The organism is Elioraea tepidiphila DSM 17972 (genome assembly GCF_000378465.1).
Taxonomy (GTDB): Bacteria; Pseudomonadota; Alphaproteobacteria; order Acetobacterales; family Acetobacteraceae; genus Elioraea; species Elioraea tepidiphila.
This window is the reverse complement of the sequence record NZ_KB899932.1, coordinates 39,874-54,482: the sequence shown is the minus strand read 5'-3', so window position 1 is coordinate 54,482 and position 14,609 is coordinate 39,874. Positions and strand designations below refer to the sequence as shown.

Genomic DNA, 14,609 nt, shown 5'->3' with positions numbered 1-14,609 from the left:
GATGCTTGCCAACCTGACGCCGGACCTCGATCTGGCGGCGCGCGTCTTCGAGGCGCTGCGCGTGCGTACCCATGACGGTGTCGGCATCACGCGCGAGGCCTACGGTCGGGGCGAGCGGATCGCGCATGAGATCGTGCTGGCCGAGGCGCAGGCGATCGGTCTGGAGATCGCGACCGATCACATGGGCAACCGGTTCCTGACCCTGCCTGGTGTGGACAGGGCCGCGCCGCAGGTGATCGTCGGCAGCCATCTCGACAGTGTGGTGCGCGGCGGCAACTACGACGGCGCGGCCGGCGTAGTCGCGGGGCTCGCGGCGGTCGCCGGCATGGTGCGCGCGGGATTCACGCCCGGTCGTGACGTGACGGTGATGGCGATCCGCGCCGAGGAGGCCGGGTCGTGGTTCCCGACCTCCTATCCCGGCAGCCGCGGCGCGCTCGGCCGGCTCGCGCCGGAGGAGCTCGACATCCGCCGCCAGGACAGCGGACGGACGCTGGCCGAGCACATGGCCGAGGAGGGATTCGATCCCGAGGCCGCGCGCGCCGGCCGCGCGAGCCTGACGCGCGAAACCGTCGCGGCGTTCGTCGAGCTGCACATCGAGCAGGGGCCGGTGCTGGATGTCGAGGGGATTCCCGTCGGCATCGTCACCGGCATTCCAGGCTCGCGCCGCCTGCGCGCCGCGCGCGTGCTCGGCAAGTACGACCACTCGGGGGCGACGCCGCGCAAGTACCGCCATGACGCCGCGATCGCGCTCGCCGAACTCGCGCATCGGCTCGACGAGGAATGGGCAAGGCTGGATGCGATGGGGCGCGAACTCGTCTGCACCTTCTGCGTGCTCGCGACAACGGCCGAGGCCGGGTTCACCAAGATCCCGGGTGAGGCGCGGTTCGAACTCGACGTGCGCAGCGTCGATCGCGCGAACTGCGACGCGCTGTTCGCCGCCCTGCACCGCATGGTGCCGGAGATCGCAGCGCGGCGCGGCGTGCGGTTCGAGCTGGGCCCCGAGCGCGACTCGCAGCCGGGGCTGATGGACCAGGGCGTGCGCGAGGGGCTGGCCAAGGCGGCGCGCGATCTCGGCATCGCGCACAAGGTGATGCCCTCGGGCGGTGGTCATGACGCGGCCGCCTTCGCCGCCGCCGGCATCCCGGCGGGGATGATCTTCGTGCGCAACCAGAACGGCAGCCACAACCCGGACGAGGACATGCGGATAGAAGATTTCGCGCAGGCAACGGCTGTGTTGCAGCGCTGGATGGCGGAGGCCTCCTCGTGAGCGTGCGTCTCGCCGTCGATATCGGCGGCACCTTCACCGATCTCGCGCTGGAGAACGGCGCCCGGCGCTGGACGACCAAGGTGCTGACCACTCCGGCCGCACCCGAGGAAGGGGTGATGCAGGGCGTGCGCGCGATCCTCGCGGACGCCGGAGTCACGCCCTCGGACCTGGCGCTGGTCATCCACGGCACGACGCTCGCGACCAACGCCCTGATCGAGCGCAAGGGGGCGAAGACCGCGCTGATCACGACCGAAGGCTTCCGCGACGTGCTCGCGCTGGGCAACGAGGCGCGCTACGACCAGTACGACCTTCAGATCGTGCTGCCCGAGCCGCTGGTGCCGCGGCGGCTGCGCCTGCCGGTCAGCGAGCGGCTCGACAACGAGGGCCACGTGCTGCGCCCGCTCGATGAGGCCGGATTGCGCGCGCTGGTGCCGGTTCTGAAGGCGGAACGCGTCGAGGCGATCGCGATCGGCTTCCTGCACGCCTTCGTCAATCCCGCGCATGAGCGCCGCGCGCGCGACATTCTGGCGGAGGAGCTGCCCGACGTCCCGATCAGCCTCTCCTCCGAGGTCTCGCCGGAGATGCGCGAGTGGGAACGGTTCTCGACCACTGTCGCCAACGCCTATGTGCAGCCGCTGATGAGCCGCTACCTCACGCGGCTGGAGAGCGGGCTGCGGGACCTCGGCATCACCTGCCCGCTGTTCCTGATGCTGTCGGGCGGCGGACTGACCACCGTCGAGACCGCGTGCCGCTTCCCGATCCGCCTGGTCGAGTCCGGCCCCGCCGGCGGGGCGATCTTCGCGGCGACGATCGCGCGCGAATGCGGCATCGCGGATGTGCTCTCCTACGACATGGGCGGCACCACCGCGAAGGTGTGCCTGATCGACGACTACCGGCCGCAGGCGTCCCGCACCTTCGAGGTCGCGCGGGTCGGGCGGTTCAAGAAGGGCTCCGGGCTGCCGCTGCGCATTCCCGTGATCGAGATGGTGGAGATCGGCGCCGGTGGCGGCTCGATCGCGCATGTCGATGCGTTGGGGCGGATCGCCGTCGGCCCGGAGAGCGCGGGCGCCGATCCGGGGCCGGCCTGCTACGGCCGCGGCGGCGACAAGCCCGCGGTGACGGACGCGAATCTCGCGCTCGGCCGCTACGATCCCGCCCGCTTCGCCGGCGGCAAGCTCGCGCTGCGCCCGGAGGCGGCGCGCGCGGCGCTGGAGGCGCATGTCGGATCGAAGCTCGGGCTCGATCCGGCCATGGCCGCCCTCGGCGTGGTCGAGATGGTGGACGAGAACATGGCGAACGCGGCGCGTGTGCACGCGATCGAGTCCGGCAAGAACCTTGACGGCCGCACGCTCATCGCCTTCGGCGGCGGCGGCCCCGTGCACGGCTATCGCGTGGCCGAGAAGATCGGCATTCGCCAGGTGCTCGTGCCGTCCGGCGCCGGCGTGGGCAGCGCGATTGGCTTCCTGCGGGCACCCGTCGCCTACGAGGTGGTGAAGAGCCTCTACCAGCGCTTCGCGAGTTTCGATCTCGCCGCGGTGAACGCGCTTCTGGCCGAGATGCAAAGGGAAGCGGCCGCGATCGTCGCGCTCGGCGCGCAGGGAGCGGCGACCGAGGAGCACCGGCTCGGCTACATGCGCTATGTCGGCCAGGGCCACGAGATCGCGGTGCCGATCCCCGCGCGCGTGCTGACCGAGGCGGACGTGACGGCGATCCGCGCGGAGTACGACCGGCTCTACACGGCGTTCTACGACCGGCCGGTGCCGGGATCGGATGTCGAGATCCTGTCCTTCGCCGTGACGGTCGCGACCGTGCCGCCACCGGTCGCGGCAGCGAAGGCGACGCCCGTGCGCAGCCGCGCCACACCCGCGCGCACACAACCCGTGCGGGACACCACGACCGGCGCCGTGTCGGAGTGGGCGATCTACGACCGCGTGTCGTTGCCGCCCGGTGCGACGCTCGAAGGCCCCGCGATCATCGCCGAGGACGAGACCTCGACGCTGGTCGGTCCCGGCTGGCGCGCGGAGATCGACGGGTTCGGCTACATTCGCCTGAGCCAGGGCTGAGGGAGTTCGACCGATGACCGACATGGCCCCCGCGACGGCCGCCAGCGCCGCGCTCGCGAAGATCCAGACCCAGATCATGTGGAACCGCCTGATCGCCGTGGTCGAGGAACAGGCGCAGACGATGATCCGCACGGCGTTCAGCACGACGGTGCGCGAGGCGGGCGACCTCTCGGCCGGCATCTTCGACCTCAAGGGGCGGATGCTCGCCCAGGCGGTCACCGGCACGCCCGGCCACGTGAACTCGATGATGGAGTCGGTCGCGCACTTCCTCGCGAAGTTCCCCGCCGAGACCATGAAGCCCGGCGATCACTACATCACCAACGATCCCTGGCTGGGCACGGGGCACCTGCACGACCTCACCGTGGTCACGCCTGCGTTCAAGGACGGGCGCATCGTCGGGCTGTTCGCCAACACCGCGCACATCATCGACATCGGCGGGCTCGGCATGGGGCCCGAGGGACGGAGCGTCTTCGAGGAGGGGCTCTACATCCCGATCGTGAAGTGCTTCGAGGAGGGGCGGGCGAACGAGACCTTCTTCGACTTCCTGCGCGCGGGCAGCCGCACGCCGGTGGAGCTCGAAGGCGACGTCTATTCGCTGTGCGCCTGCAACGATGCCGGCGCGAAGCGCCTGATCGAGATGATGGACGAGTTCGGCATGGAGAGCCTCGACCCGCTGGCCGAGGCGATCTTCGAGGCCAGCTTGCGCGCGACCGAGGCCGAGATCGCGCGTCTGCCGCGCGGCACATGGCAGGCCGAGATCCGCTCCGACGGCTACGAGGCGCCGGTGACGCTGCACGCCAAGCTGACGGTGAACAAGGCGACCATCGACGTGGACTATGCCGGCACCTCGGGGCTCTCGACGCGCGGCATCAACGTCCCGCCCGCCTATTGCCGCGCCTACACGTGCTTCGGGCTGAAGGTGGTGGTGGCGCCCGAGATCCCGAACAACTGGGCGAGCCTCCAGCCCTTCCGCATCGCCATTCCCGAGGGCTGCATCCTGAACGCGCCGCGCCCGTACCCGGTGAGCGTGCGCCACGTGATCGGGCAGCTCCTGCCCGACCTGATGATGGGCTGCCTCGCCCAGGCCGTGCCGGAGCGTGTCGCGGCTGAAGGTTCGTCGTGCCTCTGGAATCCCCCGCTGCGTGGCGGATCGCAGGTGTCGGGGCAGAAGGCGAAGCTGCCGGATTTCGAGATCATCAGCTTCAACTCGGGCGGCACGGGCGCGCGCGCGACCAAGGACGGCCTCTCCGGCATCGCGTTCCCATCGGGCGTGCGGACGATGCCGGTCGAGGCCACCGAGAACGTCGCCCCGGTGATCTTCTGGACCAAGGAGCTGCGCCCCGACAGCGCCGGTGCCGGCAGGACGCGCGGTGGCGCCGGCCAGATCATGGTGATCGGCACCAAGGGCGATGCCGAGTTCGCGGTGAACGCGATCTTCGACCGGGTCGCGAACGCACCGAAGGGCCGGTTCGGCGGCGGCGACGGCGCACCGGGGGCGGTGCTGCTCGACGACGGCACGGTGCTGCGCACCAAGGGGTTCCAGATCATCCCCGAGGGGCGACGGCTGGTGCTGCACCTGCCCGGCGGCGGCGGCATGGGCAACCCGCGCGAGCGCGATCCGGCGCTGGTGCGCCGCGATGTCGCGGACGGGATAGTCTCGCCGGCGGCGGCCGCGCGGCTTTACGGGGTGGCCGTATAGCCGTCAGGTGCGACTCAGCTCCGCGCGCGGATCGAGCGCGTCGGCAAGCGCGTCGCCGGCGAAGTTGGTGGCGACCACGGTGATGAAGATCGCGAGCCCCGGCCACACCGCGGCCATCGGGGCGGCGAACACCAGTTCCTGCGCGTTCGCCAGCATGTTGCCCCAGGACGGCGTCGGCGGCTGGATGCCCAGGCCCAGGAACGACAGCACGCTCTCGACCAGGATGACGTTGCCGACCGTCAGCGTGGTCGCGACCGCGACATGGGCGGCGAGGTTGGGCGCGACGTGCCGCCACAGCAGGCGCGGGGTCGAGGCGCCGAGCGCGATCGCGGCACGCGCGTAGTCCATGCGCAGGATGGAGAGCGCGGCGCCGCGCGTGATGCGCGCGACCTTCACCCAGCCGAAGATCGCGATGATGACCACGATGCGGATCAGGTCGAGGGCGGCGACATCGCGCGGCAGGCCGAGCTGCCCCGGATCGACCGCGGCGAGCACGATCAGCAGCGGCAGCGCGGGCAGGGCGATCAGCCCGTCGGCAAGGCGCATCAGCACGGCATCGATCAGCCCGCCGAACCAGGCGGCGGCGAGGCCGATCGCAAGCCCGATCGCGGCGGAGGCCAGCGCCGCGGCAAGCCCCACGGTGAGCGAGACGCGCGCGCCGTAGAGCAGGCGCAGCAGCAGGTCGCGACCGAGCTCGTCGGTGCCGAGCGGGTGCGTGGCCGAGGGCGGTTGGAGCCGGTTGAACAGGTCGGGCGTGAACGGGTCGTGGCCCATCGCGTGGGCGACCAAGGGCGCGCTCAGCGCGGCGAGCGCGAGGGCGAGCAGGATCACCGCCGAGATCGCGCCGGCGCCGTGGGCGAGGAAACGGGCGAGCGCGCGGCTGCTCATGAGCGGAGGCGCGGATCGATCGCGATCTGCGCGAGGTCGGCGAGGAGGTTGGCGAGCAGCGTGACGATCGCCGTCAGCATCAGCGCGAGCAAGGCGAGGTTGTAGTCGTTGCCGAGGATGGCGTCATAGATGAGCTTGCCCATGCCGGGCCAGGCGAACACGGCTTCGACGATCAGCGCGCCGGAGACGAGGGTGGCGAAGTCGAGCCCGGCGACGGTGATGATGGGAATCGAGGCGTTGGGGAGCGCGTGGTTGAGGATCACGCGGCGTTCGGGTGCGCCCTTGGCGCGCGCGGTGCGGATGTAGAGGTTGCGCAGCGCGTCGATCATGGCCGCGCGGGTCTGGCGCGCGTAGCTCGCGAGGCCCAGCACGGTGAGGGTGAGGCCGGGCAGCGCGAGGTGGGTCAGCCAGGCGGCGAGGCCCGGCTGGTCGGGCGGGCCGCCGGCGGGCAGCCAGCCGAGGGTGACGGCGAACAGGATGATGAGAAGGATGCCCAGCCAGAACGACGGCATCGAGATCCCGGCGAAGGCGATGGCGTTGACGGTGTAGTCGAGTGCGCCGCGCGGGCGCCGGGCGGCGAGGATGCCGAGCGTGACGCCGATCAGCGCCGAAAGGATGGTGGTGGGCAGCAGCAGCGCGAGCGAGTTGAGCAGGGCGTTGCCGAGCACCTCGTGCGCGGGGGCGGCGAACAGGCGCGAGAAGCCGAACTGTCCTTGCAGCGCGCCCGCGGCCCAGGCGAGGTAGCGGCTGACGAGCGGCTGATCGAGCCCGTGGAGCGCGCGCAGCCGCGCGGCGTCCTCGGCGGAGAGGCGCGGGTCGCCGGCGATGGCGAGGTCGATGGGATCGCCGGGCATGAGCCCGATCAGCGCATAGGCGGCAAACGACAGGATGGCGACGGTGACGGCGCTCTGGAGCAGGCGTTGGCCGATCAGACTGAGCATAAGTGGGGGTCCGGGGCCTCAGGCCCCGGGCGGGGGTGCAGGGGGCGAGGCCCCCTGCGTTATTGAGTAACTTTCCACTGTTCGACCCACATCGACGACGGCGCGAGGTGTCCGGTCGGCCGCACGCCCTCCAGCCAGCGCGGCCAGACATGCGCGTCGGAGCGGAAGAACAGCGGCAGGACGGGCCGTTCGGTCATGTAGATCTCCTGCACGCGGCGCCACATCGGCCGGCGTTCCTCGCGGTCAAGGGTGAGCGGCAGGTTCTCGATCAGGTCGTCCATCTCCTGGTTGCGGAAGCCGGTGTAGTTCTGGCCCGACCAGTTGCGTTCCTCGGTCGGGATCTCGGTCGAGTGCAGGATGGTGCGCGGCACGTTCTCGGGGCTGGAGATCCAGGCGAACAGGGCCATGGCCTGGAAGCGGCGCTTCGAGACGGTTTCGCCGAAAAACACGCGCGGGGGTTCGTTGCGGATGCGGATATCCACGCCGATCTGGCGCCACATGCCTTGCAGCACCTGCTGAACGAGCTCGCGCGAGCGGTTGCCGGCGGTGGTCATGAGTTCGAGGGACAGGCGTTCGCCGGCAGCGTTACGGCGGATGCCGTCGGGGCCGGGGCGCCAGCCAGCTTCTTCGAGCAGGCGCCGCGCGCCGTCGGGGTCGAAGGGCGTGACCGGCAACGTGTCGTCATGCATCCAGTCGAGCGGATTGACAAAGGAGTGCGCGACCGGCTGGCGGTTGTCGAACAGGCGTTCGACGATCTGCCGGCGGTCGATGCCGCGCAGCAGCGCCTCGCGTACGCGCGCGTCGGCGAGGGCGGGGTTGTCCAGGTTCAGGTCGATGTGCTCGTAGATCAGTCCGGGCTGGTAGTGGATGCGGAAGCGCTGGCCGGCGCGGCGTTCGAGTGCGATCGCCTGGTCGAGGGTGAGGCCCAATTCGCCCGCGATCATGTCGATCTGGCCGGCGAGCAACGCAGCTTCGAGCGCCGTGGTGTTCTCGATGGTGCGGATGACGATGCGGCGGAAGGCGGGCGCGTCGCCCCACCAATTCTCGTTGCGTTCGAGCGTGACGGAGGCGCCCGTCTGCAACGCGGCGATGCGGTATGGGCCGGACCAGAGGCCGGGGCGCGTCGGCTCGCGGTCGTAAAGGGTGCGGGTGCGGTAGGCGCGCGGGTCCTCCTGCCAGATCGCGCGGTCGAGATGCGCGGGCAACGGGCGGAGATCGTTGATCGCGTTGTACTGGAAGGTGAGCTTGCCGAAGTGCAGGGTGACGGTGCGCGGATCGACGACGACGATCCTGTGCAGCGAGCGGTAGAGCTCGGCGGGCCCCATGCCGGTGGCGGGTTCGCGCCCGGCCTCCCAGGCGAAGACGATGTCATCGGCGGTGATCGGCGTGCCGTCGCCCCAGCGCGCGTTCTCGCGCAGGCGGTAGGTGACGCGGATGCCGGGGTTGCCGTTGGGGGCGGTCTCGCGCACGGCGTCGCCGCCCTCGATGGTCGGCAGGTGGGTGCAGAGCATGCACGTCAGTTGCCAGTCGGCATCGTAGGTCGTGATCGGCCGGAGCGTGAAGCCGTGCACATAGGACTTCGCCGCCATCGTTTCGATGGAGGGATGCAGCGTCGATGGGTACTGCGTCAGGCCGATGGTGAGCTGGTCGCGCGCCTGGATGGTCGCCGGTAGGGCGAGCAGGACGAGGGCGGTCAGGGCTGTCCGTAGGGCCATGCGCGTGCTCCATGCCAGACGGAAGGATGAGCACCTCCTCGCCGGCCAGACTGTACACGATCGTGTAGGGCGTGCCGGCGACGGTCAGCTCCCGTGTGCCAGGTCGCCGACCGGGTCGGCCGAGAAACGGCAGGCCGTGGAGCTGCCCGGCACTGCGCCGGATGCGTTCGGCAATGCGGATTGCCGCGTCAGGGTTGTCCCGGGCAATGAAGGCAACAGCATCCAGCAGTTCCGCCAATGCGCCGTCGGTCCAGCGCAGGCTCACCGCGGCGTGTCGGGCCTGATGCCGGCGATCAGCGTGTCGAGGCGCGCCATCGCCTCCTCGTGCGAGACGGTGCGGCCTGCGGCAGCGTCGGCCTCGGCCTCGGCCAAGCGCGCCATGAGGGCGAAGGTCTGTGCGGCGTGGCTCGCAAGGGCCTCGGCGACCACCGAGTCCGCGGGACGATCGAGCGCACGCGCCAACTGGTCGATCGCGCGATCGACCTGCTCGGGCAGTTCAACGGTCCGCTTCACCATGCCGCTCATGCATCCGTCTCCTTCACGGTGAGGCTAGCACAGTCACGCCTCCTCCTTCGCGCGCGCCTCCTCGGCCGAGCCGATGCCGCCATGCGACTTCGACCAGGTCACCGGATCGTCGAGGAACCGGCGCACCTCGGCGAGTGCGGCGTCGCTGAAATACGGGTGCGCGCGGCAGACCTCGAGCACGTCCCACCAGGTGCAGAGATGGTGCAGGCCGATGTTCATGCCCTTCAGCGTCTCGAAGCTGCCGGGGAACACGCCGTAGTAGAAGACCACGAAGGTGTGGTTCACGATCGCGCCGGCATCGCGGAGCGCCTGGCAGAAGCGGATCTTCGACTGCCCGTCGGTGGTGAGGTCCTCGACCAGCAGGGTGCGCTGCCCCTCGGGCACGTCGCCCTCGATCAGCGCGTTGCGGCCGAAGCCCTTGGGCTTCTTGCGCACATAGACCATCGGGGTGAGCATCCGGTCGGCGATCCAGGCGGCGAAGGGGATGCCGGCGGTCTCGCCGCCCGCCACCACGTCGAAGGTCTCGTAGCCGACATGCCGGCCGATCTTCTCCACCGCGAGGTCGCTGATCTTGGTGCGCGCGCGCGGGAAGTAGATGATCTTGCGGCAGTCGATGTAGACGGGCGATTTCCAGCCCGAGGTGAAGGTGTAGGGTTCCTCGGGGCGGAAGTTGACGGCCTTGATGTCGAGCAGGATGCGGGCGGTGATGAGCGCCGCGTCGCGGTCCCAGTCGGAGGCGTGACGGTCGGACATGCGGGTCCCCTTCGAGCGGATCAGCCTACGTAGCCGCGCGTGAGCGGGGGCACAACCGAGGCAGTGTGGGTGCTGGCCGACCCGCGTGCGGGCACGGCGAACCAGGCGCTCGGCATCGCCGAGCGGCTGGGTGTGCCGTTCCGGGTGGTGGAGCTCGGGTGGTCGGCGTGGGCGCGCGTGCCGTGGCCGTGGCCGACGCTCGCCGGACTGGACGCGGCGTCGCGGGCGCGGATCGTGCCCCCGTGGCCGCGTCTGGTGATCTCGGCCGGGCGTCGGTCGGCGCCGGTGGCGCTGTGGCTCGGCCAGCGGGGCGTGCGCACGGTGCACGCGATGCGGCCGGGCTTCGGCGCCGCGCGGTTCGACCTGCTGGTGCTCGGCCGGCATGACCGGCCCCGCCCGGCGCCGAACGTGATCGAGATCGTCGGCGCCTGCCACCGGGTCTCCGCCGCCGTGCTGGCGCAGGCGCGCGCGGAATGGGCTGAGCTCGCGGCACTCCCCTCCCCGCGCGTCGCGGTGCTGGTTGGCGGTCCGGTGCGCGCCGAGGGGCTCGATCGCGGGACGGCGGCGCGGCTGATCCCGCGCGTGCTCGCCCGCTTCCCCGACGCGTCGCTGCTGGTGACGACCAGCCGGCGCACCGGGACAGAGGCGACGGCGCTGATCGCGGCGGCGCTCGCGGACCGGCCGCACCGCCTGTTCCGCTGGGGTGACGCGGGGCCGAACCCGTATCTCGGCTACCTCGCGTTCGCCGACGCGATCGTCGTGACCGGCGATTCGGTGTCGATGCTGGCGGAGGCGTGCGCGACCGCCGCGCCGGTGTTCGTCGCCACGCGCGAGCGCGGCCGGCACGAGCGGATGATCGAGAGCCTGATGAATGCCGGACGGGCCAGGCCACTCCGGGTTGCTGCCGCGCCCTTCCCGGTCACACCGCTCGATGAGGCCGACCGCGTCGCCGCGGCGATCCGCGCCCGCGGACTGCTCGACTGACGCTCAGGGCAGCGGCGCCTTGCCCTCCGGCCGCCCCAGCAGCGCGGTCGAGAGGCGCGGCGGCAGCGCGCCCACGAGCCGCGCCGCGAGCCCCAGCCACCACGGGAACACCACCCGGCGCCGCCCCCGCGCAACCCCACGCAGGATGATCGCGGCGGCGCGGTCGGCGTCCATCAACCCGGGCATGGGGAAGCGGTTGCCCGCCGTCATGGGCGTGCGGATGTAGCCGGGGCAGACGCTCGTCATCGCCACCCCGTCGCGCGCGGCCACCGCGGCGGTCGCCACCGTCCAGGCATCGACGGCGGCCTTGGTCGCGCAATAGGTCGGCGCGCCCGGCGCGGCGACGAAGCCCGCGATCGAGCCGATCACCGCGATCCGGCCACGCACGCCGTCCGGCCCCGGCGCCTGGGCGCGCATGGCGGCCAGCGCCGGATGCACCGTGTTCAGCACGCCCAGCAGATTCGTCTCGACCAGCAGCCGCGTCTGCGCCGGCGTCTCGGGCGCGCCGCCGCCGGTGCCGGCCGAGACCCCGGCATTGGCGATCACCAGATCGAGCCTGCCGGCGCCGTTGATCCAGTCCGCCATGGCCGCCGCGTCGCGCACGTCCAACACGACCGCGCGGAGCTCGGCGCCCTTCGCCCGCGCCGCTTGCCCCAGCTCGGCCAGGCGCGCGGCATCGCGGCCGGAACAATGCAGCACCGTGCCGGGGCGCGCGCAGGCGAGCGCGAGCGCGCGGCCGAGCCCCGAGGAGGCGCCGGTGATGAGCACGGAGCGGAACGGCAGGTCGGCCATCGCTTCCCATCCTGGCCCCTCGCGGCTACAAGGCGCCACCCCATGCCCGCCCCCTCCCCGCACCTCGCCTCGATGACCGGCTTCGCCCGCCACCGCGGCGAGGGCCACGGCATCGCCTGGGTGTGGGAGGTGAAGTCCGTGAACGGACGCGGGCTCGATCTCCGCTTCCGCCTGCCGAACGGGCTCGACGCGATCGAGCCCGCACTGCGCGAGGTGGCGCAGAAGCACCTGCGCCGCGGCAACGTGTCCGCGACGCTGACGGTGCGGCGCGACGAGAGCGCGGCCCGGCCCACACTCGATCCCGCCGCGCTGGACGCCGCGCTCGCGCTGATCGCCGAGGTGCGCGGCCGCATCCCCGATGCCCCGGCGCCGAGTGCCGAGGCCGTGCTCGCGCTGCCCGGCGTGCTGCGCGCGCCGGCTGCCGAGGAGGACGACGAGGCGGTCGAGGAGGCGCGGCGCGGCGCGATCGCGGCGAGCTTCCGTGCCGCGATCGAGGCGCTGGCCGAGGCGCGGCGCGAGGAGGGGGCGCGCATCGGCGCGGTGCTGGCGGCCAAGCTCGACGAGATCGAGGCGCTGGTGATCACCGCCGAGGCCGACGCCGCCACCCAGCCCGCCGCACTCCGCGACAAGCTCACCGCGGCGCTGCGATCCCTGCTCGACCAGGTGCCGCAACTGCCGGAGGAGCGGCTCGCGCAGGAGGTCGCGCTGCTTGCCGCGCGCGCCGACGTACGCGAGGAGATCGACCGGCTGCACGCGCATCTCGCCCAGGCGCGCGCGCTGCTGGCCGAGGGCGCGCTGGTCGGGCGGCGGCTCGACTTCCTCACCCAGGAGTTCAACCGCGAGGCCAACACGCTGTGCAGCAAGGCGGCCGCGCCCTCGCTGACCGCGACGGGGCTCGCGCTCAAGGCGGCGATCGAGCAGTTCCGCGAGCAGGTGCAGAACCTTGAGTGACGGGATCACGCGGCGGGGCCTGCTGCTGGTGCTGTCCTCGCCCTCGGGCGGGGGCAAGACCTCGATCGGCCGGGCGCTGCGCGTGACCGACCCGAATCTCGGCCTCTCGGTCTCGCTCACCACGCGGCCGCCGCGCGAGGGCGAGACGGACGGCAAGGACTACCATTTCGTCGATGAGGCGGCGTTCCTTGCCGCGGTGCGCGAGGGCCGGCTGATCGAGCACGCCGAGGTGTTCGGCGCGCGCTACGGCACGCCGCGCGCGCCGGTCGAGGCCGCGCTCGCCGAGGGGCGTGACCTGCTGTTCGACATCGACTGGCAGGGCACGCGCCAGCTTCGCGAAGCGCTGCCCGAGGACGTGGTGTCGGTGTTCATCCTGCCGCCCTCGATGGCGGAACTCGAACGGCGGCTGCGCGCGCGGCGCCTCGATGATGACGCGACGGTCACGCGGCGCATGAGCCGGGCCGCGGCCGAGATCGCGCACTGGGACGAGTACGGCTACGTGATCGTCAATCGCGACTTCGATCTCTCGGTCGGCGCCGTGCGATCGATCCTGGCGGCCGAACGGCTGAAGCGCAGCCGCCAGACCGGGCTCGCTCACTTCGTCGCGGGGCTGCTGGCGTAACGGCCCGCGGGAAGCCATCTTCCGCGCCATGATCGACCCGAAGGCCCTCCTCGACCGTTTCCTCGGCGCCGGCACGGCCGACCGCGCCGCCGGCGCCCTCTCCAACGCCGACCAGAAGCTCGCCGGCATGGGCGTGCCCGGGGGCCTCGCCGGCGCGGCGGCGGGGGCCGGGCTGCTGGCCCTGCTGGTGGGCGGTAAGGCCGGCAAGGTCGCGCGCTATGGCGGCGCGGCCGCGCTCGGCGCGCTCGCCTACCGCGCCTGGCAGTCCTGGCAGCAGGGCCAGGCGGCGCCGACCGCGCCGCCGCTTCCGGCCGAGATCGCCGCGACGGATGCGCGCTTCCTGCCGCATGCGACCATGGGCGCCGACGGCCAGCCCTTCGCGCTCGCGCTCATCCGCGGCATGATCGGCGCGGCGAAGGCGGATGGCCATGTCGATGCCGAGGAGAGCCGGCGCATCTTCGAGGCGGTCGAGCGCGCGGGCCTCGGGCCGGAGGAGAAGGCCGCGATCTTCCAGGCGATGAACGCGCCGTCCGACCCGGCGGCGATCGCCGCCGCGGCCGCGACGCCCGAGCAGGCGGCCGAACTCTGGCTCGCCGCCCGGCTCGCCGCCACGCCCGACCACCCGGCCGAGCGCGCCTTCCTCGATGCGCTGGCGCACCGGCTGAACCTCGATCCCGGATTGCGCGCTGCGCTCGACCAGCAGGCCGCGGCCGCGCACGCGAGCGGATGAGGCGCCGGCCCGACCTGGTGCTGGAGCAGGAGGCAGCGGCGGCCGGCCGCATCGCCGGTGTGGACGAGGCGGGCCGCGGCCCGCTCGCCGGACCGGTCTTCGCCGCCGCGGTGATGTTCCTCGTGCCCCCTGGTGCCGAGCTCGCGCGACGGATCGACGACAGCAAGCGCATGAGCGGGGCGCAGCGCGAGACGGCGTATCGCCTGCTCGATGACGCGCGCGAGGCGGGGCGCGTCGCGATCGGGGTCGGCGCGGCCTCCGTGCCCGAGATCGGGCGGCTGAACATTCTCCAGGCGACCTATCTGGCGATGCGGCGCGCCGTCGCGCGGCTCTCGCCCGCACCCGACATGATCCTGATCGACGGCAATCGCGGCCCGCGTTTCGACTGCGCCGTGCGCTGCGTCGTCGGCGGGGATCGGATCTGCCTCTCCATCGCGGCCGCCTCGGTGGTGGCGAAGGTGCTGCGCGACCGCGCCATGCGGCGGCTCGCCGCGCGCTGGCCCGCTTACGGGTGGGCGGCGAACTGCGGCTATCCGACGGCCGCGCACCGGGCCGCGCTGATGGCCCTCGGCGCGACCCCGCATCACCGGCGCGGCTTCGCGCCCGTCGAGGCCGCGCGTTTGCGCGATTGACGCGGAGTCCGCCGATTCGCAGGATGCGCGCTTCGCCGCCGTCCTGG

At 72.2% G+C, this 14,609-nt stretch carries 14 protein-coding genes and 1 pseudogene; 8 read left to right on the top strand and 7 right to left on the bottom strand.

Translation table 11 applies throughout. The features are described from left to right. Position 1: 1 nt before the first annotated feature. Genes F563_RS0116555 through F563_RS0116545 form a run of 3 tightly spaced genes read left to right on the top strand, consistent with a single transcriptional unit; the run spans position 2 to position 5,029 of the window. On the top strand, positions 2-1,267 hold the full coding sequence (locus tag F563_RS0116555) for a hydantoinase/carbamoylase family amidase (protein ID WP_019015806.1): 1,266 nt from the start codon (positions 2-4) through the stop codon (positions 1,265-1,267). Further along, the gene (locus tag F563_RS0116550; protein ID WP_019015805.1) at positions 1,264-3,330 is read left to right on the top strand and encodes a hydantoinase/oxoprolinase family protein; all 2,067 of its coding nucleotides are present in this window, start codon (positions 1,264-1,266) and stop codon (positions 3,328-3,330) included. Before F563_RS0116555 ends, F563_RS0116550 begins: the two co-directional genes overlap by 4 nt. A 13-nt stretch (positions 3,331-3,343) precedes the next feature. Next, complete coding sequence (locus F563_RS0116545) at positions 3,344-5,029, top strand: hydantoinase B/oxoprolinase family protein (protein WP_019015804.1); 1,686 nt, start codon at positions 3,344-3,346, stop codon at positions 5,027-5,029. A 3-nt stretch (positions 5,030-5,032) separates the two neighbouring features. On the opposite strand, the gene F563_RS22990 is transcribed toward F563_RS0116545, so the two are convergent. The 6 genes and pseudogenes from F563_RS22990 to F563_RS0116520 all read right to left on the bottom strand — a co-directional run bounded on the left by F563_RS22990 (position 5,033) and on the right by F563_RS0116520 (position 9,851). Continuing rightward, the gene (locus F563_RS22990) at positions 5,033-5,917 is read right to left on the bottom strand and encodes an ABC transporter permease (protein ID WP_019015803.1); all 885 of its coding nucleotides are present in this window, start codon (positions 5,915-5,917) and stop codon (positions 5,033-5,035) included. Then, complete coding sequence (locus tag F563_RS0116535; RefSeq protein WP_019015802.1) at positions 5,914-6,858, bottom strand: ABC transporter permease; 945 nt, start codon at positions 6,856-6,858, stop codon at positions 5,914-5,916. Before F563_RS0116535 ends, F563_RS22990 begins: the two co-directional genes overlap by 4 nt. A gap of 59 nt (positions 6,859-6,917) precedes the next feature. Further along, on the bottom strand, positions 6,918-8,573 hold the full coding sequence (locus F563_RS0116530) for a peptide ABC transporter substrate-binding protein (RefSeq protein WP_019015801.1): 1,656 nt from the start codon (positions 8,571-8,573) through the stop codon (positions 6,918-6,920). 82 nt (positions 8,574-8,655) lie between these two features. Then, positions 8,656-8,838 (bottom strand): annotated as a pseudogene (locus F563_RS25980) (type II toxin-antitoxin system RelE/ParE family toxin); the annotation flags it as partial. Then, entirely contained in the window at positions 8,835-9,098 is a 264-nt protein-coding gene (locus tag F563_RS22985) for a hypothetical protein (RefSeq protein WP_019015800.1), read from the bottom strand. The gene F563_RS22985 and the pseudogene F563_RS25980, both read right to left, overlap by 4 nt. Before the next feature lie 33 nt (positions 9,099-9,131). Continuing rightward, a complete protein-coding gene (locus tag F563_RS0116520; protein WP_019015799.1) occupies positions 9,132-9,851 on the bottom strand; it encodes an orotate phosphoribosyltransferase in 720 nt (239 codons plus the stop codon). Between the two features lie 39 nt (positions 9,852-9,890). Between F563_RS0116520 and F563_RS0116515 the strand changes: the two genes are divergently transcribed. Next, positions 9,891-10,835, top strand: coding sequence for a mitochondrial fission ELM1 family protein (locus F563_RS0116515; protein WP_035575481.1), 945 nt, complete (start codon positions 9,891-9,893; stop codon positions 10,833-10,835). Between the two features lie 3 nt (positions 10,836-10,838). Here the strand turns inward: F563_RS0116515 and F563_RS0116510 are convergent, their stop codons facing one another. After that, complete coding sequence (locus F563_RS0116510; protein ID WP_019015797.1) at positions 10,839-11,627, bottom strand: SDR family NAD(P)-dependent oxidoreductase; 789 nt, start codon at positions 11,625-11,627, stop codon at positions 10,839-10,841. Between the two features lie 42 nt (positions 11,628-11,669). Between F563_RS0116510 and F563_RS0116505 the strand changes: the two genes are divergently transcribed. From F563_RS0116505 to F563_RS0116490, 4 genes are read left to right on the top strand one after another with little or no spacing between them, the layout of a single operon-like run. Further along, positions 11,670-12,578 carry a YicC/YloC family endoribonuclease gene (locus F563_RS0116505; RefSeq protein ID WP_026299657.1) on the top strand — a complete coding sequence of 303 codons (909 nt, stop codon included), beginning with the start codon at positions 11,670-11,672 and terminating at the stop codon, positions 12,576-12,578. After that, positions 12,571-13,200 carry a guanylate kinase gene (gene gmk, locus F563_RS0116500; protein WP_019015795.1) on the top strand — a complete coding sequence of 210 codons (630 nt, stop codon included), beginning with the start codon at positions 12,571-12,573 and terminating at the stop codon, positions 13,198-13,200. The genes F563_RS0116505 and gmk overlap by 8 nt, the downstream gene beginning before the upstream one ends. 28 nt (positions 13,201-13,228) lie before the next feature. Further along, positions 13,229-13,930, top strand: a complete 702-nt coding sequence (locus F563_RS0116495) for a tellurite resistance TerB family protein (RefSeq protein ID WP_019015794.1) — start codon at positions 13,229-13,231, stop codon at positions 13,928-13,930. After that, entirely contained in the window at positions 13,927-14,562 is a 636-nt protein-coding gene (locus tag F563_RS0116490) for a ribonuclease HII (RefSeq protein WP_019015793.1), read from the top strand. The genes F563_RS0116495 and F563_RS0116490 overlap by 4 nt, the downstream gene beginning before the upstream one ends. Positions 14,563-14,609: the final 47 nt, after the last annotated feature.